Genomic DNA, 23,724 nt, shown 5'->3' with positions numbered 1-23,724 from the left:
AACACATAAGCGTTATTTTTGTAAATAACATATTTGCGTTATTTTTAAATATATTTTATATTGGTTTATAGACACTTAATTGGAGGTTTTTTAATGAAAGGCCCATTCTCGAAAATCGGAAAGGAAGCTGCTGAGAGTGCTGCTACACCACGTGACCCAAACGATCCAGTATCATACGTAGTAGAGTTTCGTTTGAGGGAAACACTACTAAAACGTGGAATAAAACAAAAAGAGTTAGCGTCGATGACTGGATTACGACCGAGTGCGATTACGAACATTTGTCGAGGATATCCCGAAAGGGTATCGCTCCACCATATTGCTAAAATTGCAACGGCACTCAATATTACGGATATCCGCGAGATAATGACACTTGTTGAAACGGAGGAAGCCGAGTTTTTCAATATGGCGAACTCACTTGGAATTCAATATACAGCTGAGGATGACGAATAAATACAAAAAGACCGCAACCCATTACGGGAACGCGGTCCTTTTACTGTTTTTTGTTAATCCAATGATTTCATTTTATACCCAGCGGCTGAATCTAATGACGCTTTACTTTTACCCATTGTCTTGCGTTGAGTAGGCGGAACATCCACATTTGTTCTTCTCACAAGCTCTCCGAGCATAGTGTTATTGGCTTCTAATAGATCAAGCATCTTAGCGAATGCTAGAAATAGTATACCGGAGATAGCACCACTAACCCACCACGACAAAGCCACTGCAATCCGGGAACTGTCGTCTAACCTTAGTAGTTCAGCCATCGGGTCATCTTTAATGCCGTAAATAATTCCGATTATGATTCCACCAATTATTGAAATAATTCCTAGAGTATTAAGTAATTTAGCCAATCAAAGCTCCTCCTTATGTATGAATTGAATTGCCCTTAGTTTAACAAGTATTGGATTGTAATTCCATATAAAACAAACATCGGTTTCCGAAATACTTTACTTAGCTACTACGAAACATCGTCCTACGCGTCTTTCGATGTAATGCTTATATATCCCAAAATTGGTCTGCTCTTACTGATGAATCGACTTCGCGAAGGGCTTTTAATATTTTTTTCATCACGGTTGGTGACGGTATATATCCAATTTTCGAACAAGCAGCACCTGCAGTATCCCTGTTTATTTTCGCTGATTTAGAAAGTTCCTCCTGAGTAATCCCCTTACGATCAATCCATCTCCCTAGTGGTGTTCTAGGCTTTCCCAATCCCAACATGTCGATCATCTCCTATATTCTTTATGATGTCCAAGCTCTCATAAAAAATACTAGTCTTCGGAAAGTTTTCCGAATTATGACCAAGCCGTACCCCATATAATCCAACATACCGCACGATCCTACCGCGGAATATTCGTTTAGGAGCTGAAAGCATGATTACGTACGGAACAATCGTTATTATCGCTATTGGATCGGCATTCATTGAGTCACGCTGCAGAATATCCGGCAATGTTAACGGAGCGCTGGCATCCCGTAGATTCGGACGCGTATTTCTCCTTGTGACTGGCGGTATTATCGCCGGGTCGCTTATACAGTCTTGGATCGGGCTGTTACACTAACCGCCAACCGTTCCGATTACCCTTCCGAATGTAACGGAAACCGCCACACCAATCCGCATCCATTGATACCATTGTTTATTCCGATTACTATTCCGAATAGGATACCGCAATAGAATGAATGACCGGAATGGAACGTTTATTGTCGCGTCAACGGTTTAGGCTCGTACGTCACTGTACCGACGGATTGAAAGAACCTTAGGGTTACGAGGAGGCCACCTTTATTATGATTGAGATTGGGATTGGATTAATTTGCTCATCTGTCTATGTATTATTTAAATCTTTATCTTTCTCTTCTTCTTTTGATCTGAACAAACAGTTTGTTTCTACCTGCAGAACCCTCGGACTATCGGTACAGTACGGCGATGAGGTGGCTTTGCCCCAGGTGAACGCGACATATCCCCATCCATGGGGGAAACGGTTAATAGTCGGATTACCTTCGGGTTTATCCTCGCAGAAAGTCCTCGATCAAAAACAAGCTATCGCGGAATCCTTACGCGTTGATATCGATGATATCGAAATGACGTATAAAAACGATGGACTAGTGATCGATATATTTACGGTTGCTATGCCCGATAATATCCCGTATAAGGTGCCGGATACATCTGCGTGTAAGGTACTAATAGGCGTGAATAGGCGCGGTGAGGAGCGATGGTACGATTGGAACGGTCCGTACCCTCACCTCCTTATAGGTGGAATTTCTGGCGGTGGTAAAAGTTGCACTGTACGCACCATATTATGCACCTTAGCTTCTAACTCCGATTCGGAGTTATATCTTCTAGACCTCAAAGACGGCGTTGAGTTGGGAATTTTCCGCAACTTAGAAAGTGTTAAGGGATTTGCGTCTACTTTAGAAGAAGCGCTCGGTCTTATTGAGTCCCTAGAACGAATAATGCGCGATAGGTATCGTATCATGGCAGCGAACTCATCCCAGGAATGGGAAGGCGGTAAGGTGGTATTAGTCTGCGATGAGCTTTCGGACTTCCGAATACGCTCGGGCGATCCCGACACCAAAGTGAAGAACGCTATAAAGAGCTCACTAATACGTCTCTCGGCTAAAGGAAGAGCCGCGGGAGTATTATTACTATTAGCTACTCAAAGACCGGATGCTACCGTGTTGGACGGTTTGATAAAGGGTAATATCGCAGCGTCCCTATGTTTCAGAACTCGAGACGGCGTTCAAAGCCGCATTATCCTCGATGATACTAGCGCGGAGTCATTGCCGGACATTCCTGGAAGGTTGATTTATCAGACCGCATATAATGAGGTTCTGCAGGCTCCGTACCTTACCGCATCGGATGCCAGGAAGATAATAAATGCTTTACCGCAGAAAGTAGTCGAGGAGGTAACGGAATATGTCGTTAACAGTGAGCCGGACACAAGCGAAGATTTCACGCCATCTAGCAATTTTATCGAGTTGTGATCGATTCGGATATCTAACAACATCGCAGATAAGAAAGTTACACTCGCTTAGTAGTAGTCGCAATGCCATCCGGATTCTAAATGACATGCGCGAGTACCTAAGTAGCTTCCGTGACAACGAGCTTGTCTATTACCTTAATGCGAAGGGACGCAAGGAAATCGGGAGTGTAAACGTTAGGAGGCGTACTCCACACGTAAGACACAGCCTTTTAAGAACCGAAGTGTATATCGCGATGGGTCCGCTTGATGTATATCGCGAAGAATACACGTTAAAATGGGATGAGAAGTCTATCGTTGCGGATGCGTTGTTTAAGAAAGACGGGATATTCACGTTGCTAGAGGTGGACCACCTACAGCCTATGTCGGAGAATGAACGGAAGATACGGCTTTATCGCGAGTTATTTTCTACGGGACGTTGGCAAGCTAAGAACGGTCCTTTTCCGGAAATACTGTACGTGACTTCGAGTGAACATCGAAGAAACCGGTTGACTTCGCTACTGGATGGAATGAAGGCGCGTGTACTGACGTTTGATGATCTCACTTGAAATGGCCACATCCTCGCAATGAAAGAGACCGCTAACCCTTAATGGGCTGCGGTCTTATTTGTGTTACATGTTAGCGCATCACCAATTGCTCTAATAGAGCTATAATACGAATATTGTTTTCTTCTTTACGCGAATTGCTTTCTTCTTTCAATATTTTGTACCTCAATTCAGCCGCCTTGTTTTCTTCTATGAGTATCTTATATCTTAAATCATCGCCCACCACGTTCAAACTGTTTGTGTGTACGTCAACCGGTTTTATGATGAGCTTCTTCCAGTCTTTAAGCGTTCTCAAAGGGACTTTGCTCTCCTCATGTAGTGCCTCGGGCGATTCTCCCGCAGCCAACCGCTGAATCATTTCTTGTTTCAAACTCTTCTCGTATGGTTTTCGTGATGTCATCTCTTACCTCCGTTAATTTAACGTTATGTACGAACGAAGTCGAGTATAACATCCTCGTAATTAGCATGTCTACGTTAATTTTTCGCACGCACGTTACCACGTTGATTAACGAAGCATCCTCGTTATACCGGAAATAGAACAAAAAAATAGCCACACCGAATGCTTTCCGATGTGACTAATTTACGCGTGCGTTCGCGATTTCAATAAGATATTAACACGCTTATGACGGACTGTCTATACTGTATACTGTATATAAACAGCGTTCACTCTTCGAGGCGGGCGCTTGTCCCACTTTTACTGCATATCATTTAACCGTTCCAATGGCGAAAACTTACGATGCTGCTTCGATACGTCCGTACTAAACATAGACACGTATGTCTGCGTCATTTCAAGCGTTGTATGACCGAGTATCTTACATAGGGTAAAGGCGTCCCCACCGTTCATAATATATAGCTTAGCGAACGTATGGCGCATTGTATGAGGGCTAACGCGAACTCCTTTAATCTGCGCTAGTTCTCCGAATTGTTTCATATTCTGTTGCATCGTGCGTTTCTTCATCGGAGTATTATCGATGTTAACGAACAGGAAATTGTGATCGAGTAATCCGCGATAATTAACATACTTCTTCAACTCTTTTTCTAGCGTAGCCTGAAACGGAACATATCGCTCTTTGCGTCCTTTTCCGAGGACTTTAATAACGCGTTCTTTCCACAGGATATCCGTAACTTGTACGCCTTCTATTTCCGATATTCTAACACCGGTTTCCAACAATGTAAGTAGGAATACGTAATCGCGGTATCCCGTAAAGGTAGACAAGTCCGGCTGTGATAATAACGCACGTATCTGTTCGCGAGTAAACGTCTGAATAATGTGACGCTCCGTTTTCAATAAGCGAACACGCTCCGTAGGATTAGTCGGTATATATCCTTCTTCGTGCATATGACGGAAGAACGCGCGCCATCCCCGCAGATTACTATTTATTGTAGAGTCCTTAACACCGGATTCTTTTTTCGCGAGTATACACGTTTTAAAATTATCCTCAGTTACTTCTAACGGTCTTTCCACGCCAATTACACGCAAGAACTTAGCGAGTTCCTTTAACGCGTTTGAGTAATATACGATTGACGTTCGGCTGAGATTCTTAACGCGGCAATCACGCAGGAACGTTTCTGTCGCAACTTCGAAACTTAGCGCTTCCTGCGGATATTTACTCTCACCATCATCCGCTACTTCTGCGCGGACTAGATTGGGCCGCCTAGTACGTTTAGCTTGCGCCAATACAAAAACACCTCCACTACGATTATTACGCGTAGAGAAGGCGTGTAACTTCCGAGTTATATTCACATAGATTGGACGAAAGCGCATCGTAAGACTCCGTTTAATTAGCGCTTAAATGCGCCATAAATTGACCGAGTATGAACGTTTGATTTCATCGTATAATACACTGTAACTCCTTATTACGTATGGCTTCCGCAAGGATACCGCATGGTACCGGAGTGAACATCGTCACCTGAATCTAGCGCGTCTGCCAATTCCGCCATGACCGCATACTACGTAAGGGTTTATCGGACCCTAACTTCTACATTATTGCTAACTATATAACGGATTATACACTCCGACAGATTCAAAATACAAGTATTTCGCTGTATCTTCTTGATTTTCAGGTGACATATCTTTAAACCATTTTTCTTCCATATTCTCCTCGGTTAAATTCATATCTCTCCAAAATGAAAGTCCAATTTCAGAAAATAATAAATATAACCATCTGATTTTTCCCGATCATAAGGAGAGATTGTATCAATTATCGGAATCAATGTAGATACTTTAGTGTTGAACAGATCTAATCCTTCATACATACAGACGAATTCAATCTCTGCACCTTTAAATAAATCTATAAAGGAACATTTATCATCTTTGTATTCAACCTTGAAAAAGAGTGGCGAATTCTGTGTTAGTCTATCAATTTCACTCATACTCATTCCTAAATTCATCTCCGATGGAAATGCCAGGTTTGACTTGGACAGTAGGTATCTCAGATTTCATAGTAATATTCCTTTCTATATCTCCATTCCTCACTTTTCAGAGTATAAAAGACATTTAAACAATTGGTATATTTTGAACCATCTGAAACAATTAATATATACCTTATCCAAAATCCTACCTGTATGGTAAAATTATGTAGTTCGATGTTATCTTGCCACGCCACATAAAGGAGTTAACAAAATGGTTGAATTAAGGAATGTTACATTTGAGAATGTTCATAAGGTATTACAATTAAAACCAGAGGAACATCAAAAAACTTATGTAGAGGATGTATCTACAACAATAGCATTAGCTTATGCAGGGATAAACGAACAGTGTCCAGGTGAATGTTGTGTCATTTATTATGAAAATGAGCCCGTTGGAGTAATTCTTATTGGACAAAGTCAAGTTCGCGAACATGAACCCACAGTTCTTGGACCATATCATTTTGCTTATAGAGTGATCGGATTTTTTATTGATTATCGTTACCAGAATAAAGGAATTGGAAGAAAGGCCTTTCAAAAAGCCTTAGATAAAATTAAAACATTTCCTGATGGCACATCTTTACCTATAACACTTGAAGTAAAAATGCAAAATACCAATGCAATCAAATTTTATGGATGGTTCGGATTTTATGATTCAGGCGTAAAATATGATGATGACTGCGTCTTTATTCGTTTGCCACAGAACAATGAATCAAATCTTTATCTTCATACAGTAAAAAACGCTACATGATCATCATCTCTGACGAAGGACATGTAGCGCCTGTGATATTAAGTACTTATGCTTGTCCCTTATTCCAATTCAGGACGTGGTTCACTTGCTAATTGGTACAAGTAATTCCGATCTAACTTTACCACATTCCGATTGGGTCTCCGAATGAGTACCTGCTCAGCATCCCAAGCAACCACAATTCCTCTTACATCATTACTTCTCTCTGAATCTCGTACGACTCTTACCTTCTCGCCACCCACACGAAAAGCATCCAATTCTTCATCACTAATCATCTATACTCACCCCCGTTAGATCTGTCCCGCTGTATCAAGTGAACTTCTCATATTAAAAAAAAGACCTAAACAGTTTCATTTAGGCCATTATTATTTACTCTCTATAATTAAGGAAAGTTAAATGATTATTCCATGACTATCGTTGGGCATGTTCTTTACTATCGTTCTTCTCAAACCAGAAATCTAACACCGTAGCTGACATCACTCGACTGTTCAAGTACTCAAATTGTTGTGGGGTAAACATTTCCTTCCATGAGAAGGCGAGTTCCTCACATAAGCTAACAATGGTCAATAATTCCGACCAGGCGACATAACGTTTATACCAAAAAAATTGAGGGTGTTCAAGCATATAGGGATATAGATCATCAAACTCTGTGTGCTTACAATCTAATGCTCGCTCAAAATGATCCTTTGCTGTGGCCAACTTATCAATAAAGAATTGTTCTGATACCGATTCTTTCCCCATTGTGTTGCCTCCTCTCTCCTTCTTATACTTTTTATTATAAGCGATAAAATAGAAGCTGGAAAGCCATTGTCTAAAATTGGGCTAAGCTTTCTTCAGAAATTATTCGCCAAAAGTTATCGTCCCGTTTGCAAGAGATTTAATCTTTACAAGTGATTCTAAAACGATACCTTGTTCACGTATTGTTCGTGCACCCGCTTGAAAACATTTCTCGATGACGATACCTAAGCCAATCAATTCTGCTCCTGAACGTTCGATAATCTTTATTAATCCTCTTGCTGCATCGCCATTCGCAATAATATCATCGATAAATAGGACACGATCGTCACTGTTTAAGTACTTCCGCGATAACATAATGTCTGTCACAATCCCCTTCGTAAAAGAAGGTACGCGTTCACAATATGCATCTGGATCTGCCAGAAGTGTCTTTTTACGTCGTGCAAATACGAGAGGTACTCCTAATTCATAAGCTGTGGCAAAAGCAACCGCAATCCCTGAGGATTCTACTGTTACTACTCGTGTTATACCCGCTTCCGCAAATTTTGAGGCGAATTCACGTCCCATGGCCATCGTAAGTTGTGGATCCACTTGGTGATTTAATAATCCATCCAGCTTTAACACCTGATCAGATACAATTACGCCTTCTTCTATAATTCTTTGTTTTAGTAGTTCCATCATCGTTTGCCCTCCCAAGCCAATCCTTTGACGTTAAAGTACCATAGTTTTAACCCGTACATCAAGTAAATTTGGACAGGTTACAGTCATGTCCTATCGATTTCCAACATACCTTGTACTAATGCGAGTATAGGTTCAAGGAGGAAAAGGATGAAAAATACAGTCCGTACAATGCAAATTGCATTCACTTACATAGGTACCGTAGTTGGCGCTGGATTTGCCACAGGACAGGAAATTCTCCAGTTCTTCACCCAATACGGCAAATGGGCGACATTGACCATCATACTCTCAACAGTTCTCTTTATTTGGTTAGGTACCAAAATGATGATCATCTCACGTAGAATTCATGCTAAATCGTATGAGGATCTCAATAAGCATCTATTTGGAGCTAAATCAGGGGGTTACATAAGCATTGCTATGCTCTTTATTCTTATAGGTGTAAATAGTATTATGTTAGCCGGCGCCGGTTCCGTATTTGTCCAGCACTTTAATCTACATTACCAAACGGGACTTATTCTTACAGTGATTGCCGCCTTCTTCTTGCTGAATAAAGGCATGAGTTCTATTATGCACATGAATAGTATTGTCGTACCGATGATGCTTACTCTTTCACTACTGATTATCTCGAATACATTACACATGCCGAACGCTGACAGTTTCCTGATCTTATCAACAGATCGTAATCTAGGTATAGCATGGTTATCGCCACTTTTATATACAGCATTTAATCTTGTGATGGCTCAAGCAGTGCTGGTACCTTTGGGTAGTCATACGGAAAGTATCTCGGCTATCAAATGGGGAGGCATATTGGGCGGATTTGGCGTTGGCTTCATGTTAATGGCAGCTCATTTTGCTATGTCTGCACAAATGCCTGGCATTATGCAATATGAAATCCCCATGGGTAGCATAGCCTTTCAATTGGGTGTTGTCGTGCAAATGATCTATGTCCTACTCATATTTCTAGAGATATTCACAACATTCGTTGCAGATATCTACGGAGTAACCTTACAATTACAGCAACATTTTCCTTATTCGCCCAAAATCATCGCTATATTCGTTATGATGTTATGTTATCTATTCAGCCAATTCGGATTCAGTAATTTATTATCCGTTCTATATCCCTTGTTCGGTTCCCTTAGTTTATTATGGGTGGTCAAACTGATGGTTGTAAGGAAATAACATTGACGTTCGGAATCATATTTCGAATATGCTTAACCATGTATGGATGACAAGTCATCATAATAATCTGGCGTGTTGTTGCAATCTCCTGCAGTAGAGATAATGACGCTATCATTCTCTCCTCGTCGAAATTAACGAAAATATCGTCAAAGATTAGAGGAATTGAGGTCTTTGTATTCATTGTACTGGCAAGAGCAAATCTCATAGCCAAATACATTTGTTCTGCTGTCCCACGACTCAATTTGGCACTTTCTATCAGGCCAAGATGACAATGTTCAGCAAGTAATTCCTTCGCTCCTAATTTCATAACAATGCGAGTATAGGCACCTTGGGTTAAATGTTCGAAATAGTTAGAAGCCATCTTCAATACTTGTGGCTGCTTCTCTTCCTCATAGATCAGGCGAGTTCTGGAGATGAGTTCCGCGCAAATGGACATCACTGCATATTCTGTAGTCATTTCTTTTAGAGCCGCTTTCTGATCTTCAAGGTGCTGTAATGCAGAATCATGTAGACATAATAATTCCAATTGGTCTTTTTCCTGTAACAATCTACCGTGTTGTTGCTGTAACTCTTTCCATCGGGTTTCAATCTCATTCATCTTCTGTTCTTGGTTGTGGCACGCCAGTGTTAACTCATTCTCATCCTGCGTATTTAATATCGTTAGTAGATCTTTTCTACGACGATCATCTATGCCACTGAACATCGCAACTTCTAATTGGCGATTGTTTGCTTTTAACTCTTCACAACGTTGATATATTCTTCCTCGTTGCAAGAAATCTTCTCCGCTATTTGCTGCTCCGTCCCTGATCAGCTCTTCCTTCAGAGATGTCGTTCGTTGCAATTCCCCTCGAACAACTTGTGTATCTTCTTCGACTGCTTCTATTCGCGCTTGCAACATATGTCGTTTACGGACTACTTCTTCATACTCATCCCATTCTTTCTTCTTTAGCTCAATCCACGCAACAATAGATATCTCTAAACGGTCTGAACCTTCAGGTAACATGCTTCTACATTCGTTTTCATATTCAAGGCAATCCTGTTGCATTTGGGATTCTCTTCGACGTATTTTATCAAGGTTATCTATATACTCCAACCCTTGTTCAGCAAGACCAAACATATCGATCACAGCTTCTGGTGAGAGATGAACATTTAACTCCCGTTCTTCAAGCCAGTTCTCCCACTTGTTCTCAAGCTCTTCAAATGTTCTTTCTTCTTTCGCCATACTTTCTCCAACCCGCGACAATTCACGAGACAGGACATGAATCCGTTCTTGGCATGCTTTTTGTTCTGCGTAGAATTTATCCAGACTTTGCTGCCATGTTTGCCATACATCCATCATTTTACGTATTTCACGTACACTAGATTCGACTTCACCCGCATCATTAACGCCCTTCATATAACCTTCATGTCCCGCAGCGTTCCAAGGATCTGAAATAAGCTTAGACATGAGCTTATGAATGTGTTCAAGTTCATCCTTTTCATCAGTAGCAAGGCTTAACTCAGATCGTTTAACGCGCTGTCGCGGAGACTTTATAACCCCCTTCCAGAATAGAAGGATATCTACTAGCAATAACAGTATCGCCATGGACACAGCTGCAATTACAGATTTCATACTCCACAATAATAGAATAGGTATGATTACGGTTAGAATTCCACTACCCCAGAGAAATTGAAGATATAGCTTCTGTACACGCCGTTGTACAGCTATTTCACTATCTACTTGTCCTTTGGATGAAAGTCTTAGGATACGATTCTCACGCCATCGTTCAACAGCTCCCTGTAGCTCATTCCACAGGCTAGCCATTTCTTGAGAACTCTGAGGTACCATCATGACGAAGCGATTCCGACCTAATTCTACCTCTTCCTTGGTTCTCTTTTGGGAATTACGGTAATCGTCCTCTGCTAGATCCATCTGTCGTCGCAATTGTTGCGTCTCTAGTGCCAAACTTTCAATTCTTCGATCATACGCTGCGAATCCTAATGCATATCTGCGGACCGATTCACGTTCACCCACAGAAGTAGAGAATGTCTGAAGTTCACTTCTCGTCCAACCCGGATTAATCTGTCGTAAAATATGAGTTAATCGCGTATCCATGGCTGTTGCCTCAGCTTCAGCTTCTTGCCAATCTTTTTTTCTAGCTTCATAAGATTCTCTACGATTATTTAACCGCTCAATAAGAGTACCTTGTTCCTCAAGTTCCTGATCATAAGGTAAATGAATCAATTGAGTATGTAGTTCTTCTTTACTTCGTAATAGTTGTGTATGTCTTCCATCAATGACATCCCACTCTCCTTGAAGTGAATCCCATCTTTGCAATCCCTTCACCGGAAAGGACATGATCGTTGGAAGTGTAGATTGTTCCAACTCCGCTTCGGTCCATTTCAACCACATCGGCCGGATTTCTATAGCCTTTCTAAGAAGTTGAAATTCAGCCGATTGAATGGAACGGTCAACCTCTAGTTGTTCTAAGACGTTTACAGCTTCATTCAAAGTTAACGTATTTACATTGTATCGCTGAAGAAAGGAACGGCTCTCCGTTATTTCTTTCTCTAATTGTTCCATGGATTGCAATATTTTTGCAATTTCTTGTACACGACCTTTCGGCTTATAGATTTTGTCCATATCCTGAACAAGCTTCCGTTCCGCTTGAACAATCGCTGCACCGCCACCGATTCCTGCATGGAATAAGTAACTACTCATCTCATCCGATTGAAGTGTACGAATCTCCTGCAATTCACTTAGCGAAATGGCAAATAACTGATTAAATATTTCCCGGGACATACCTCCAAGAAGGTCACGCTCCATATCCTGCTGCGTTAACTCATGAAGTTGGCCATTCTCATCCGTTTTGACAATCTTAAGTTTCTCTGCGCTCTTTCCAGATCCATTCCCCTCACCAGATGATGTGAATCGCGAAATGCTCCATCTTGCACCCGCTTCGTCTATTAACTTCAATACGCCGCCATGCACGCCACCACTAAGCGGTTCATATCTTTCCGTAGGGTATGTACGACTTGGGATTCCAAACAACATGGCTCGTACAAATTGCATAATTGTACTTTTGCCTGCTTCATTCGGTCCCATAAACACTGTAATTCCTGACGGGATCGTTATATCTTGTTCCTTAATACGTCCGAATCCATGAATCTGAATCCTTTCAATGATCATCACTTACTGCCTCCATCAGCAGACTTGTCGAGAAGCAGTACTGCACCAAGCTCTCCAGCGCGATGTAACCACTCCTGTCTCTCTTGTTCACTAGTCTCGCTAATCATCCGTCTAATCTCTCGATTACTCATAAGGGGAGCCAAGGCTTTCTCCATAATATCCTTCGCCAATACAGGATCCTGCTCAGCTCGGTCCTCCAGACGTAACAAATCACCTAGAAAGCTCTCCTCAAGTATCATTTCAGCTACATCAATCTCGATTCCAGATTGAATTGAGAAGCCTTCGCTCCATACTAGTCCTTCGCAATGTCCACTCTCTGCTCTTCCTATTTCTCTCCGTCGAAGTTCTTGCTCCAGATCATCGGTAACATGTCCGGTTTCTAGAGCTCGATGCATTGAACTGCGCCCAGTAATAATCCAGCGCACGATGCTCATTTCTTCAGGTCGCTGTTTCCGAATATCATCCACTTTATCTTCTACACGAATTCTCCATTCATCTTCGTTATCAATACCTTCAATCGATACTTCCTCTCGGAACCAACGCACACTGTCTAATTCATGAAAAGTCAATTGAAGAGAGGCATCTTCCTTCACTTCAACAACATAACATCCCTTAGGTCCAGTCTCTTTCACGCTTCTACCTTGAATATTTCCTGCGTATACGATATGAGGATATTCTTGAATAACTCTACGCTGATGAATATGACCTAACGCCCAGTAATCATAACCTGTTATTTCTAGCTCCTTGCGAGTGCATGGGGAATATGTCTCATGAGTGGGATCTCCATCTAGATTGGCATGATGTACCGCAATATGAAATAAAGGAACCGCTGGATCTCTATGAAACTTTAGCGCCGTATTCTCCGATACCTTGGCCGTGGGATATGAAATCCCACTTATGATAGCAACCTCTTGTTGATCGCTTCGACGTGTAGCCGTGTAACTCTCCACCTCAGTACCGAATACATGTACATGACCCGCATTCTTTATTTGCAGCCTTGGCCCGTCTAAGGGATCATGATTTCCGTGAATAAGATACACGTGAATACCGTGGTTCCCCAGTTCTTCAAATGCAGCTTGTAAGGACAAATGAGCTCTTAGTGAGCTATCTGCCGCATCATAAATATCACCACTGATAACAATGAAATCCACTTGTTCAGCCACAGCTAACTCTATTAAATGACGCAATGCCGTGAAGGTTGATTCTCTTAGATGTTGGCGAATAGCTTCCGACAACCCTCTCATTCCAGCGAATTTGCTGTCAAGGTGAAGATCAGCACTATGAATAAATCGAAAAGGAATCATTATTCCTCACTCTTTCTATTGTCGAATTGTAAGTACATTTTTTTGAGTTCGTTGACCACACGGGTCAATGAATAGTGGCTCTTCGCCTTCTCCCAAGCTGAACGAGCCAATTCATAGCGATAGGAAGGATCACTAATCATCTTCTCAAGAGCTTCACTAAGCGCAACGTAGTCTTCTAAAGGAACAAGAAGCCCATTAACGCCGTCTTCTATTTGTTCAGAAATCCCACCTACATCACTTCCTACTAGCGCAAGACAACTTAGGGCAGCTTCGGCAAATACGGAACCGAATGCTTCAGCTCTAGATGGCAATACGAATATGTCAAAAAAAGGAACAAATTCTTCTGGATGTAGTGTATATCCATAGAAAATCGTTTCATTATAAATGCCCAATTCCTTAGCCAGCTCTTCCAATTCCTTACGAAAGGGACCATCTCCAATAATATGAAGTACATAATCATAACCCCGATTTTTAAGTTCCGCACAGGCTTTTAATAGAATATCTAACCCTTTAGCTGGAACTAGACGACATACCGTTACGAGCTGTGGAACTTCATTCTCGTGAGGGACAGGCTTGAAACGTTTCTCATCAAATCCATTCGGAATAACGTTAATATGTTCAGGATGATCCACATAAGGTGACATGTATTTCGCAAAAGAATCAGAGACTGTAATTAATGACTCACTCTTATTTTCTAATTCTCGATACAAGGACACTAGAAATTGATGTTCTAGCCCATTCTCTTGAATACGACCATTAAGAATCAGTTCACGCTCATAACTTGAGTGAATCGTTTGGATGAGTGGCGTATCAGGAAATACTTGCTTTAATGCGAGTCCAGCTATCGGATGATGTGCATGAATGAGTTCAAAGGAATGTTGCATACGCATACGGCTCCACCACAGATAATCCCTGTAAGTCTGAATATATTTCTGAACGATATCGCTCTCTGCATACTGAGTCCAATCGAACGTATCAAATACAACATCTTCTTTACCTTTATTCCGCAGTCTTTTGGGAAGCCAGAACAATTCCATCTCCCAACGAGAAGAGCTGAAACGTTCCTGCATATAGGGAATCATAGAAGATACACCACCTGGTTGTTCTGGTGGAAAGAAAAGTGCTTGCAGCAATTTCATCGGATTATTCCTTCTTTCTATTCTGTCTTTACCTATTCAGAATCTGTGGATTTATGGTATATTTAGAATATACTTACTCTTTAGGAACGGGGAATTTTGATGGTATCTTCTCCATGGTCGTCCCCTGTCATACCGGGGATCGCCGCAGCAAGTGGTCTATACATAGTACTCATTATGACGGTAATGTGCTTCATTATGTACAGCAAACAACGCAAAAAAGCTTATCTTTATATGGTGCTTGCTTTCCTCTTTATTATGACATATGAAGGACTGAACATCCATTTCAACCTTTCAAGTGGCGGATCGGAATTTTCCATTTGGTCAGCTAGAATGCAGGTCTTCTCATTTCTTCTTTTAAACGTATCTGTCTTTTTACTGTATCGCAAAATGAACCGAAGAGCTTATATCTTTCTTGGTTTTATGATCATCCTATTTCTTGTGCCGCTATTTGCGACAGGACTGCCTCTATTTGACACAAGTTTAGGCCAACATCTATATCTCAGTTTGTATCAAGGAGTTATTATTATTATCGGTCTCTGCGTCATCTCGCCACGCATTGGGCAACGAAGTAAATACATCACAGGTATATTAATCAGTCTTATCTGGGTCATCATGAACATCATCTATCGCTATGCTGACGACTTAAGTAGTACTTTTAATACCGTGAGATTATTTCTTCCTCTGACGTATTACACCGTCATTTTCTTTATCTTATTTGAACGAATTGTTGAGCAGATGCAATCCATCTATCGTTCTTCGATTACAGATGGTTTAACCAATCTATATAACCGACGTTTTTTCATGAAGAATATGAAGCGATATGTGGATCAAGGGTTGAAAGTCTCTGTTATCTTTTGTGATATTGATAATTTCAAGAAATTGAATGATACGCAGGGACATGGTAAGGCTGACCAAGTACTGAAGCAAGTATCCGCCATCATGGAGGAAGAAGTATCTGGAGTAGGGCTAACTGGCCGATATGGAGGAGAAGAACTCGTAGCGGCATTAGTGGACAAACGAGCTAAAGTAAGTCAGATCGCAGAAAGTATCCGAGCCCGTGTAGAACATGAGACGATCGTGACGATCAGTGTAGGCTACAGTAGTCTCCGAAAGAATGTTACTGCAGATGAATTGATATCCCAAGCGGATCAGGCGATGTATCGCTCCAAAACAACAGGTAAGAATAAAGTCTCACCTTTTCACACCCCATCTTCAAAAAAAGAAGCCAAATCAGAACCTATCTGACGTCATTAACTAGGTATAGAGTAATTTCGCTTTATTTTATAAAGTATAAAGATTATATTAAAGATAAGTTTGATATGCTCACATATCAGATGGACTACGATTAGCTGGTGATATGATGAAAAATAACATTGAACATGTATTGGAGAATCAATTATGTTTCCTTCTGTATGCAAGTTCGAGGGAAATGACAAAAAAGTATAAACCGTTGCTTGAGAAGCTTGATATCACGTATCCTCAATATCTTGTCCTTCTTCTCCTATGGGAGCAAGATACACTGACAGTTAAGAAGTTAGGTGAACTACTTTCTCTAGATTCAGGAACGTTAACCCCTATGCTGAAACGAATGGAGCACAATGGTCTAATCATTCGGAAGCGATCTTCTCAAGATGAACGATCTGTTATGGTTCAACTGACAGACAAAGGCTTTGGTCTACAAGAAGAGGCTTGCCTCATTCCCAAGACCATTGCAGAGATGGCTGGTGATGATAAGAAAACCGTTGAAGAACTGAAAGCTTCCCTTCTTCAGTTACTACAAACTTTACAGTCATTCTAACCAAATACAAAAGAACGCTTGAGATCATCTCAAGCGTTCTTTTGTTGTTTATATATAAATGTATGCCGAGGATTAATCTACATTAATTTCAAACGCGACATCAACATTCCCGCTGATCGCTTTTGAATATGGGCACATTTGATGTGCTTTATGAACCAATGCTTCAAATGTGTCTTTATCGACTCCAGAACCCTTTACGGCTAACTTTACAGCCAAGTTGTACTCGTTCATTTCACCCATCATTAGGCTGACGCTTGCAGTAACTTGGGATTCAAAGTTAACACGCTCAACTCTTCCGACGGTCTGCAAAGCACTATCAAAACAAGCCGCATAACCCGTTGCAAATAATTGTTCAGGATTCGTTGCTTCTGGCATTTCTTTTGCCCTAGGGGTTCCAGGCATTGCAATATCCACTGTAAAGTTTCCATCTTCAGATCTAGCCGTTCCTTCTCTTCCTCCATCAACCGTTACTGTTGTTGTAAATAATGTCTTTGTCATCGTTATTATCCCCTATCCAAATTATATTAGTTGTGCACAATTAAATTTTACAACACTATTATGAGAATAGCAATAGCAAATCAACAAATCATTTATACAATAGAAATAGACTACCTCTGTCCACGAGTGTGGTTGCAAAGGTAGTCTATTTGTAGTTAATTAGCTCTCACATACAATTAAGAAAGACAATATTTAACGAGCGCTGCATGTACGCCATCCTCATTATTGGATAACGTGATCTCATCTGCCGCTGCTTTAACTTCAATCGGCGAATTATCCATGGCAATTCCTTTACCTGCATAAGTAAGCATTGTAATGTCGTTATAATAATTCCCTATAGCTAGAATCTCTTCCTGTTGAATACCTCTCTTCATAGCAAGTTGTTTAAGAGCGTTCCCTTTGGAGGCTTCTTTGTTCATTAGATCAATGAAAAACTCTCCACTGCGGAGCATATTAATTTCATGTGTCCATGTACTTAATTCCTTAAATGCATCATCCAATTGTTTTGGTTCACCAAACATCGTAAATTTGACGATAGGCTCTTTAAAATCTGACCATGCTGGCAAATTCTCTGGTAATGTCAGATAATTCTCATACATACTACGTACTACTTCATCTAGTCCATCTACATTATCCACGAACATTTCAAATGCCGTATTTACATCGAAATGAATCCCCTTATCTCGACAATAATCTATATATGGGCTTAAGATCATCGGGTCCATTGGAAATTGGTGAACAATCTCTCTTGTTTCAACTTTTGCAGTCGCTGCTCCATTATGACTAATAACGTATCCCTGTAACCCCATCTTTTCCATAAAAGGAATGGAGTTCTGAGGTCCTCGACCTGTACAAACAATGATTTCTGCACCCGCATCAGATACAGCTTTAACAGTTTTCATAGTCTGCTCATTAATATCATGATCATCATTCAATAGTGTGCCATCTAGATCTAGTGCAATCAATTTGTATTGCATTTCTCATCCATCCTTTACTATCTCTATATTTATCTATTTCTATTTATTGTGATTCCTTGACTAGCAAGGATAATTCCTCCAGGCTCAGTTCTCGATATGTCCCTATTTCTAGCATAGGATCCAGATGAAGATCTCCCATCTGAACACGTTTGAGATATATTACTTTTTTACCTACAGCCTCAAACATGCGTTTGACCTGATGAAATTTCCCTTCATGTATCGTAAGCGAAATTCTCGAAATGACCTGATCTTCTTTCTGTTCATGACTAAGCACTTCTAGCTCCCCTGGTAATGTCTTATACCCATCATCCAGCGTGACACCCATAGCGAACTGTTCTATATCATCTGATCCAACATCCCCGTCCACATATGCCTCATACGTCTTAGGAACATGTTTTCGTGGGGATAATAAATTGTGTGCAAACTTCCCATCGTTCGTAAGAAGTAACAAACCTTCCGTATCTTTATCTAGTCTACCCACAGGGAACGGTTCAAACACAGCATGCACTGGATCTAATAGGTCTAGAACTGTAGCCTCTCGTTTATCTTCCGTTGCTGATACAACACCAGGAGGCTTATGCATCATAAGATAAATAAATTCCTTATATTCAATGATTTCTCCATCTAACTCCACAGCATCGTTGTAAGGATCCACATGCAATCCGCTATCCTTCACGATGGTTCCGTTGACCTTAATATTTCCTTGTTTCACCATTCTCTTGATATCACTTCTTGAACCGTGGCCCAGATGAACTAGAATTTTGTCAATTCTTTGTGTCTTCCGTTTCCCTCCACTCATGGTCATGCCACCTCCAACCTACGATTACGTACCCATATATTTATACTTGTTAAGTAATTTACAAGTCTCTCATACATATGGCTCCTTGTCCAATCCTTCTCGCAAAGGAAAATTCATACATACGCATTCATTTAACGAAGCAACCCGCTATTATGTACATAGCGGGTTGCTCCTTTCATTATTCCAAAGACAATACTCATGCCATTGGTTCAGATCATTAAAGCTATTTACCGTCATGTGTCTCCTTCTTGTTCCGACTGCGCTCAGGTCCCCTACGTTGTGGAATATTAGGTTTAAGATTAATTTCAGCATCCTCTACCGCTTGTCGAAGTTCTGGATCAACAATCACAATGGATAGGTCATAATAAGGAAATGGAGACTCCTCATATTGCTCTAACGCCTTGTCATATTGGCGAACTTGACTCACTAATGAACCCAATTCAATACCAAGTGTAATGGATGGGTATTTCTCCAGTTGTTCTGCTGCACTATGCATCATTTTTCTACCGCCACTAATGTTATGATTGCGAAAATGATATAGTCCAACCGCTATCTGCAGTAGTCCTTTATATAGTGGATCACGATTATTATGAAGCCATAACTCTTCTAATACCTCATGACATTCGAAGTAATCTTGGTCACGATTGAAATAAATGAGGTAGAAAATGTATAGCTTCTCATATTTCATCCGGATCTTCACCTTTTTTGGTTGCAGCAATCAGTTGCTTCACTTCATCCAATAGCAACTTCATTTCATCCATTTCATGTCGCTGCCAGATGTCATTAAATCGATCTTGGAAGCCTATCGCCTCATTAACGAGATGATAAAAGTATAACTGGTGGATAAGTGATAACACTTGTGTTGTCACATTGGAGTCTTCTTCGAATTGTTTCTGAGCTTCTAATATATCTTCACGGATACTCGACATCTCACTATCCAATATCGATGCCGCTTCTCCAGCCTTCTTCAATCGTTTACGGATATTATCAGGTAAGCTTTCCCGGTATTTATAACTTAGGGAATGTTCTATGGTTGCCCAGAAGTTCATAGCCAATGTACGAATTTGAATCTCAGCTAGAACAATCTTTTGTCCAAGAGCCGTCTGTACCGGATATTCAATAATCATATGAAAGCTTCGATATCCGCTCTCTTTATAATTCGTAATATAATCCTTCTCATACAATACTTTCAGATCTTTACGATTACGTATATATTCAGCTACGCGTCGTATGTCCTCTACGAATTGACACATAATCCGAATTCCAGCAATATCCTCAATCCCACTCTCAAGTTGATCCATAGGAACATCAAGGCGTTTTGCCTTATTGAGAATACTGGATATTTTCTTAACTCTACCTGTTACAAATTCAATCGGAGCATATTCTTCACGCTTCTTCAATTCAGATCGCATCGTTTTAAACTTAACTTTAAGTTCCTCTACTGTCTGTTCATATGGGAGCAAAAACATGCCCCAATCCCTGTTGTCCATCCCCATATTTCAACGTGCCTCCTGTCTCTCCATCCTCAGTGATGATCAGCACCTACTGCTTCAGATATATGACTGAATCCATCCTGACGAAGCAAATTTCTTAACTCTGCATGTATTTTCCGATTCACATCTGGACCCTCATAGATAAGGGATGTATAGATTTCAACCAGACTTGACCCTGCTCTAATTTTCTCGTAAGCATCTTTACCAGTAAAGATCCCCCCTGAACCTATAATAGGCAGGCGACCCTGACTCTGGCTGTAGATCCGAGATATAATTTCAGTGGATCTGGTGCGCAGTGGTTTGCCACTCAGTCCTCCACTTTCCTTCGCATTACCATGATTCAATCCTTCACGAGATAATGTCGTATTACATGCTATGACTCCTGAAACGCCACTTGCTTCAAGAACTTCTACCATAGATTCGAGTTCCAAATCACTAACATCCGGAGCAATTTTAACCAGAATATGTTTGCTAACACCATGTTTACGTTCTTGTTCCTTCATTTCTTCCATAATATGATCAAGAAGAGACGAGAGTTCATTACCATATTGCAGATTACGCAGGTCTGGAGTATTCGGTGAGCTGATGTTCACAACGAAGAAATCACCGTAAGGAAATAATACACGAATGCATTGCTGATAATCCATATAAGCTTCTTCATTTGGTGTCAACTTATTCTTCCCTATATTTATTGCCACAGGAATTCGACGGTTGTGAATGACTGAAAGTCTTTGTGCCATCGCTTCCGCGCCTTCGTTATTAAAGCCCATCCGATTGATAAGCGCTTCATCTGGTGGAAGTCTGAACAGCCGTGGCAAGTCATTCCCTGATTGTCCTTTAGGTGTAACAGTTCCCACTTCCATAAATCCAAAACCAATAGAGGAGAACCCATCTACAGATTCTGCATTCTTATCTAATCCAGCTGCAAGACCCACCGGTGTGTGAAAATGTAATCCGAACAAATCAACAGCCAAATCCGGAGTCTCCTTAACTCCCCACATACTACTTAATGCATGGGGTGCACCCGGTATGGAGCCAACCGTATGTAAACCTCCAACGACAAGATGATGTGCTTTCTCTGGATCTATTTTGAAAAATAACGGTTTAGCCACATTTCTGTACAACACAGGTTTATCTTCAACTCCATCCACTGTTTTCTCTATAGTACAGTTTAGCCTTTTACGGACTAAAAAGAAAGTAAATCCACCTTCTAGAGTTCCACAATATCTCTTAAATAGCGCTATAGCAATTTACATATAAACCTATTACAATTGGGTTACGCTACTAAAAATGATAGAAAGAGGGTTGATCATTATGACAACCAAACGCAAACCACCGACACTCCATCACAACAGTAAACAGGAAGTGAATAAAAAGGCGGTTTTATGGGTTGGTCTTAGCCTAGCTTTGATCATCATAGTCATGATCGTTTTACTTATTGTAAACGGTTAAAGCCAGCGGTATGTTTTGCGGGGGTTCGTCTGATCATGCCTATGCTGTGCTTGATAACGTTCTGTTGGAACCAGCAAGCCATCAGGCAAGGCCCCCTTCACTATCTTCACTTTTGTCCCCATAGGAATAAGATCAAATAACTCCTCTACATCTTCTTTCGACATACGGACACACCCATTGGATTCATCCCGTCCAATACTATCAGGTTCATTCGTTCCGTGAATAGCATACCTACTATCAGATAACTGCATGCCACGGCTACCAAATTCACCATTAGATTTACCATTCGGATTTACCACTTTATCTGTAATAACGAATTCAGCTATTGGCGTTTTGGATCCACCTAATCCCACTTTATAATTACGTAACATGATGTTACCACTAACGACAGCCAATCGATGGTTTTGTACATCAACAATGACTTCTAGTGGTTCTTTGAAATAGACATCATTCCCTATCGCGCTCGCCAATGGTGTAATTTCATTTCCCTTCGTAGTCCCCGAAGGTGACGAAGGCTGTGCTTTCGATAATTCACTAGCATACGCTGCATTAAGTTCACCAAAGTGACTCCTCATAACTTCTGTAGATCCAGATAGCCAATTCCGAGGGAAAGGTTGTACCAATTCACTCAGACTTATAGGAGGTCGCCCTTCTTGTAGTGCGAAAGATCGGATAGCCTTCGAGAGGACTAGAAGATCCTCCTGTTTTTTTATCCACAGACGTCCAGCAGCTTTGACCTTCGAATCCTCAGATGGTTCACATTCGCATTCAGCCGGATCATAGGATTGATACGTCACTGTTTTATCTTCATTTCTGTTTAATGTATACGCAATAGGCATACTACTTTTCCATAAGAGCCACTGATTTTGTTTTTCCATACCTAGAACAACAAGGTTGACAGGTATTGTTGCAGGACGAGACAACATATGAGATAAAATACGTTCCCTTTCTTGTAAGGAACCTACAGCTCGCGCAGTAAATAATGGAGTCGCAACAACATCAGAATTCAGCGTTGCTTTCTTATCGACCTTTATCTCTGATTGTTCCTCTACTTCACCTATTACATCTTGATCCACAGTAACGATAGGTTGATGGCCTGGCGCATCTATTGTTGTAGGTATAAAGATTAACAGCATCATCATAAGAGCTAGTAACAAGATACGAGCTTTATTCGAACGTCGTTCTTTATCACGTGTAAGCTGTAATAATCTATACTGATATTCTTCCCACAAATCATCTGGAACCTTACTATGTTCGAAAGCCTCATATACTTCACTAGATTGGTTAAAGCAATAATTTGCTTTTCCCTCTTCACCATTTTTTTCATATTCCTTACCCAATAAATACCATCCCATTTTATTCTCAGGATGCATCTGTACATATTTTTTGAGGTATAACGAATCCTTCATCTGGACCTCCAAAAACTTGTTTTAATTATTATATCGGCACATTAGACAAAAAAAAATAGGCACCTCCCTCACAGATTGTCCATGTGGAAAATACCTATCTAACCATTTTATGGATTTCATTCATTCAAAACTAACGATTTAACCCTCTTTATTAAAAGGAACGTCTGCAATTTTAATGGAATCTGTTGGACATCCATCACATGCATCATCGAGATCATCAAATAACTCTTCTGGAATTTCTGTCACACCATGATTAGCATCATCCTTGTAGATGACTTCAGCAATACCTTCATCATCATAATCGTAAATATCTGGCGCTGTTGCACCACACGCTCCACATGCAATGCATGTATCCTTCTCTACCCATGTATATTTAGCCATAATTTCCTCTTCCTCCTGTGTACCCATTCATTACTGACTGTG

At 40.7% G+C, this 23,724-nt stretch carries 28 protein-coding genes; 9 read left to right on the top strand and 19 right to left on the bottom strand.

The window, feature by feature from the left end:
• Nucleotides 1-93: 93 nt before the first annotated feature.
• Nucleotides 94-450 (top strand): helix-turn-helix domain-containing protein, encoded by a 357-nt coding sequence (locus AC1D7X_RS12450; protein WP_495475318.1) that lies wholly within the window; start codon nt 94-96, stop codon nt 448-450.
• A 53-nt stretch (nt 451-503) separates the two neighbouring features.
• On the opposite strand, the gene AC1D7X_RS12445 is transcribed toward AC1D7X_RS12450, so the two are convergent.
• A complete protein-coding gene (locus tag AC1D7X_RS12445) occupies nt 504-848 on the bottom strand; it encodes a hypothetical protein (RefSeq protein ID WP_495475317.1) in 345 nt (114 codons plus the stop codon).
• Nucleotides 849-993: 145 nt separating this feature from the next.
• Nucleotides 994-1,218 (bottom strand): helix-turn-helix domain-containing protein, encoded by a 225-nt coding sequence (locus AC1D7X_RS12440; RefSeq protein ID WP_495475316.1) that lies wholly within the window; start codon nt 1,216-1,218, stop codon nt 994-996.
• Nucleotides 1,219-1,370: 152 nt separating this feature from the next.
• On the opposite strand from AC1D7X_RS12440, the gene AC1D7X_RS12435 reads away from it, so the two are divergent.
• The 3 genes from AC1D7X_RS12435 to AC1D7X_RS12425 all read left to right on the top strand — a co-directional run bounded on the left by AC1D7X_RS12435 (nt 1,371) and on the right by AC1D7X_RS12425 (nt 3,520).
• Nucleotides 1,371-1,556, top strand: a complete 186-nt coding sequence (locus AC1D7X_RS12435; RefSeq protein ID WP_495475315.1) for a hypothetical protein — start codon at nt 1,371-1,373, stop codon at nt 1,554-1,556.
• A gap of 223 nt (nt 1,557-1,779) precedes the next feature.
• The gene (locus AC1D7X_RS12430; RefSeq protein ID WP_495475314.1) at nt 1,780-2,976 is read left to right on the top strand and encodes an FtsK/SpoIIIE domain-containing protein; all 1,197 of its coding nucleotides are present in this window, start codon (nt 1,780-1,782) and stop codon (nt 2,974-2,976) included.
• Complete coding sequence (locus AC1D7X_RS12425; RefSeq protein WP_495475313.1) at nt 2,909-3,520, top strand: replication-relaxation family protein; 612 nt, start codon at nt 2,909-2,911, stop codon at nt 3,518-3,520. The genes AC1D7X_RS12430 and AC1D7X_RS12425 overlap by 68 nt, the downstream gene beginning before the upstream one ends.
• 70 nt (nt 3,521-3,590) lie before the next feature.
• Here the strand turns inward: AC1D7X_RS12425 and AC1D7X_RS12420 are convergent, their stop codons facing one another.
• From AC1D7X_RS12420 to AC1D7X_RS12410, 3 genes are all read right to left on the bottom strand, one after another.
• Nucleotides 3,591-3,917: a hypothetical protein gene (locus AC1D7X_RS12420; protein WP_495475312.1), complete on the bottom strand. Its 327-nt coding sequence runs from the start codon at nt 3,915-3,917 to the stop codon at nt 3,591-3,593.
• A 294-nt stretch (nt 3,918-4,211) separates the two neighbouring features.
• Nucleotides 4,212-5,282 (bottom strand): tyrosine-type recombinase/integrase, encoded by a 1,071-nt coding sequence (locus AC1D7X_RS12415; RefSeq protein ID WP_495475311.1) that lies wholly within the window; start codon nt 5,280-5,282, stop codon nt 4,212-4,214.
• 347 nt (nt 5,283-5,629) lie between these two features.
• Nucleotides 5,630-5,896, bottom strand: coding sequence for a hypothetical protein (locus AC1D7X_RS12410; RefSeq protein ID WP_495475310.1), 267 nt, complete (start codon nt 5,894-5,896; stop codon nt 5,630-5,632).
• Between the two features lie 244 nt (nt 5,897-6,140).
• Between AC1D7X_RS12410 and AC1D7X_RS12405 the strand changes: the two genes are divergently transcribed.
• Nucleotides 6,141-6,674: a GNAT family N-acetyltransferase gene (locus AC1D7X_RS12405; RefSeq protein WP_495455545.1), complete on the top strand. Its 534-nt coding sequence runs from the start codon at nt 6,141-6,143 to the stop codon at nt 6,672-6,674.
• Between the two features lie 59 nt (nt 6,675-6,733).
• On the opposite strand, the gene AC1D7X_RS12400 is transcribed toward AC1D7X_RS12405, so the two are convergent.
• The 3 genes from AC1D7X_RS12400 to AC1D7X_RS12390 form a co-directional block, all read right to left on the bottom strand.
• Nucleotides 6,734-6,946 (bottom strand): hypothetical protein, encoded by a 213-nt coding sequence (locus AC1D7X_RS12400; RefSeq protein WP_495455544.1) that lies wholly within the window; start codon nt 6,944-6,946, stop codon nt 6,734-6,736.
• 136 nt (nt 6,947-7,082) lie between these two features.
• A complete protein-coding gene (locus tag AC1D7X_RS12395) occupies nt 7,083-7,412 on the bottom strand; it encodes a hypothetical protein (RefSeq protein ID WP_495455543.1) in 330 nt (109 codons plus the stop codon).
• Nucleotides 7,413-7,511: 99 nt separating this feature from the next.
• Complete coding sequence (locus AC1D7X_RS12390; protein ID WP_495475347.1) at nt 7,512-8,084, bottom strand: xanthine phosphoribosyltransferase; 573 nt, start codon at nt 8,082-8,084, stop codon at nt 7,512-7,514.
• A 150-nt stretch (nt 8,085-8,234) separates the two neighbouring features.
• On the opposite strand from AC1D7X_RS12390, the gene AC1D7X_RS12385 reads away from it, so the two are divergent.
• The gene (locus AC1D7X_RS12385; RefSeq protein WP_495455542.1) at nt 8,235-9,263 is read left to right on the top strand and encodes a YkvI family membrane protein; all 1,029 of its coding nucleotides are present in this window, start codon (nt 8,235-8,237) and stop codon (nt 9,261-9,263) included.
• Here the strand turns inward: AC1D7X_RS12385 and AC1D7X_RS12380 are convergent.
• Genes AC1D7X_RS12380 through AC1D7X_RS12370 form a run of 3 tightly spaced genes read right to left on the bottom strand, consistent with a single transcriptional unit; the run spans nt 9,238 to nt 14,875 of the window.
• The gene (locus AC1D7X_RS12380; protein WP_495475309.1) at nt 9,238-12,432 is read right to left on the bottom strand and encodes an AAA family ATPase; all 3,195 of its coding nucleotides are present in this window, start codon (nt 12,430-12,432) and stop codon (nt 9,238-9,240) included. The genes AC1D7X_RS12385 and AC1D7X_RS12380 overlap by 26 nt on opposite strands.
• Nucleotides 12,432-13,736, bottom strand: coding sequence for a metallophosphoesterase family protein (locus AC1D7X_RS12375; protein WP_495455540.1), 1,305 nt, complete (start codon nt 13,734-13,736; stop codon nt 12,432-12,434). The genes AC1D7X_RS12380 and AC1D7X_RS12375 overlap by 1 nt, the downstream gene beginning before the upstream one ends.
• Complete coding sequence (locus AC1D7X_RS12370; RefSeq protein ID WP_495455539.1) at nt 13,736-14,875, bottom strand: glycosyltransferase family 4 protein; 1,140 nt, start codon at nt 14,873-14,875, stop codon at nt 13,736-13,738. The genes AC1D7X_RS12375 and AC1D7X_RS12370 overlap by 1 nt, the downstream gene beginning before the upstream one ends.
• 99 nt (nt 14,876-14,974) lie before the next feature.
• Here AC1D7X_RS12370 and AC1D7X_RS12365 point away from each other — a divergent pair, with 99 nt between their 5' ends.
• Both AC1D7X_RS12365 and AC1D7X_RS12360 read left to right on the top strand, forming a co-directional pair.
• Nucleotides 14,975-16,120, top strand: coding sequence for a GGDEF domain-containing protein (locus AC1D7X_RS12365; protein WP_495475346.1), 1,146 nt, complete (start codon nt 14,975-14,977; stop codon nt 16,118-16,120).
• A gap of 115 nt (nt 16,121-16,235) precedes the next feature.
• Complete coding sequence (locus AC1D7X_RS12360; RefSeq protein WP_495455687.1) at nt 16,236-16,673, top strand: MarR family winged helix-turn-helix transcriptional regulator; 438 nt, start codon at nt 16,236-16,238, stop codon at nt 16,671-16,673.
• Between the two features lie 72 nt (nt 16,674-16,745).
• Here AC1D7X_RS12360 and AC1D7X_RS12355 read toward each other — a convergent pair whose 3' ends face one another.
• From AC1D7X_RS12355 to AC1D7X_RS12330, 6 genes are all read right to left on the bottom strand, one after another.
• Entirely contained in the window at nt 16,746-17,171 is a 426-nt protein-coding gene (locus AC1D7X_RS12355; protein WP_495455538.1) for an Ohr family peroxiredoxin, read from the bottom strand.
• Nucleotides 17,172-17,347: 176 nt separating this feature from the next.
• Nucleotides 17,348-18,148, bottom strand: coding sequence for a Cof-type HAD-IIB family hydrolase (locus AC1D7X_RS12350; RefSeq protein WP_495455537.1), 801 nt, complete (start codon nt 18,146-18,148; stop codon nt 17,348-17,350).
• 43 nt (nt 18,149-18,191) lie between these two features.
• Nucleotides 18,192-18,947: a pseudouridine synthase gene (locus tag AC1D7X_RS12345; RefSeq protein ID WP_495475308.1), complete on the bottom strand. Its 756-nt coding sequence runs from the start codon at nt 18,945-18,947 to the stop codon at nt 18,192-18,194.
• 223 nt (nt 18,948-19,170) lie between these two features.
• Nucleotides 19,171-19,635: a DUF309 domain-containing protein gene (locus AC1D7X_RS12340; RefSeq protein WP_495455535.1), complete on the bottom strand. Its 465-nt coding sequence runs from the start codon at nt 19,633-19,635 to the stop codon at nt 19,171-19,173.
• A complete protein-coding gene (gene yjbM / locus AC1D7X_RS12335) occupies nt 19,625-20,437 on the bottom strand; it encodes a GTP diphosphokinase (protein ID WP_495455686.1) in 813 nt (270 codons plus the stop codon). Before yjbM ends, AC1D7X_RS12340 begins: the two co-directional genes overlap by 11 nt.
• Before the next feature lie 35 nt (nt 20,438-20,472).
• Nucleotides 20,473-21,567, bottom strand: a complete 1,095-nt coding sequence (locus AC1D7X_RS12330) for a quinone-dependent dihydroorotate dehydrogenase (RefSeq protein ID WP_495455685.1) — start codon at nt 21,565-21,567, stop codon at nt 20,473-20,475.
• Nucleotides 21,568-21,754: 187 nt separating this feature from the next.
• On the opposite strand from AC1D7X_RS12330, the gene AC1D7X_RS12325 reads away from it, so the two are divergent.
• The gene (locus AC1D7X_RS12325) at nt 21,755-21,892 is read left to right on the top strand and encodes a hypothetical protein (protein ID WP_495455534.1); all 138 of its coding nucleotides are present in this window, start codon (nt 21,755-21,757) and stop codon (nt 21,890-21,892) included.
• Here AC1D7X_RS12325 and AC1D7X_RS12320 read toward each other — a convergent pair.
• A complete protein-coding gene (locus AC1D7X_RS12320) occupies nt 21,889-23,301 on the bottom strand; it encodes a L,D-transpeptidase (protein ID WP_495475307.1) in 1,413 nt (470 codons plus the stop codon). The genes AC1D7X_RS12325 and AC1D7X_RS12320 overlap by 4 nt on opposite strands.
• 138 nt (nt 23,302-23,439) lie before the next feature.
• The gene (locus AC1D7X_RS12315; protein ID WP_495475306.1) at nt 23,440-23,682 is read right to left on the bottom strand and encodes a ferredoxin; all 243 of its coding nucleotides are present in this window, start codon (nt 23,680-23,682) and stop codon (nt 23,440-23,442) included.
• Between the last annotated feature and the right edge of the window lie 42 nt (nt 23,683-23,724).

It is taken from the genome of Paenibacillus sp. Y568 (assembly GCF_059445545.1).
This window is presented reverse-complemented; position numbering and strand designations above follow the sequence as displayed.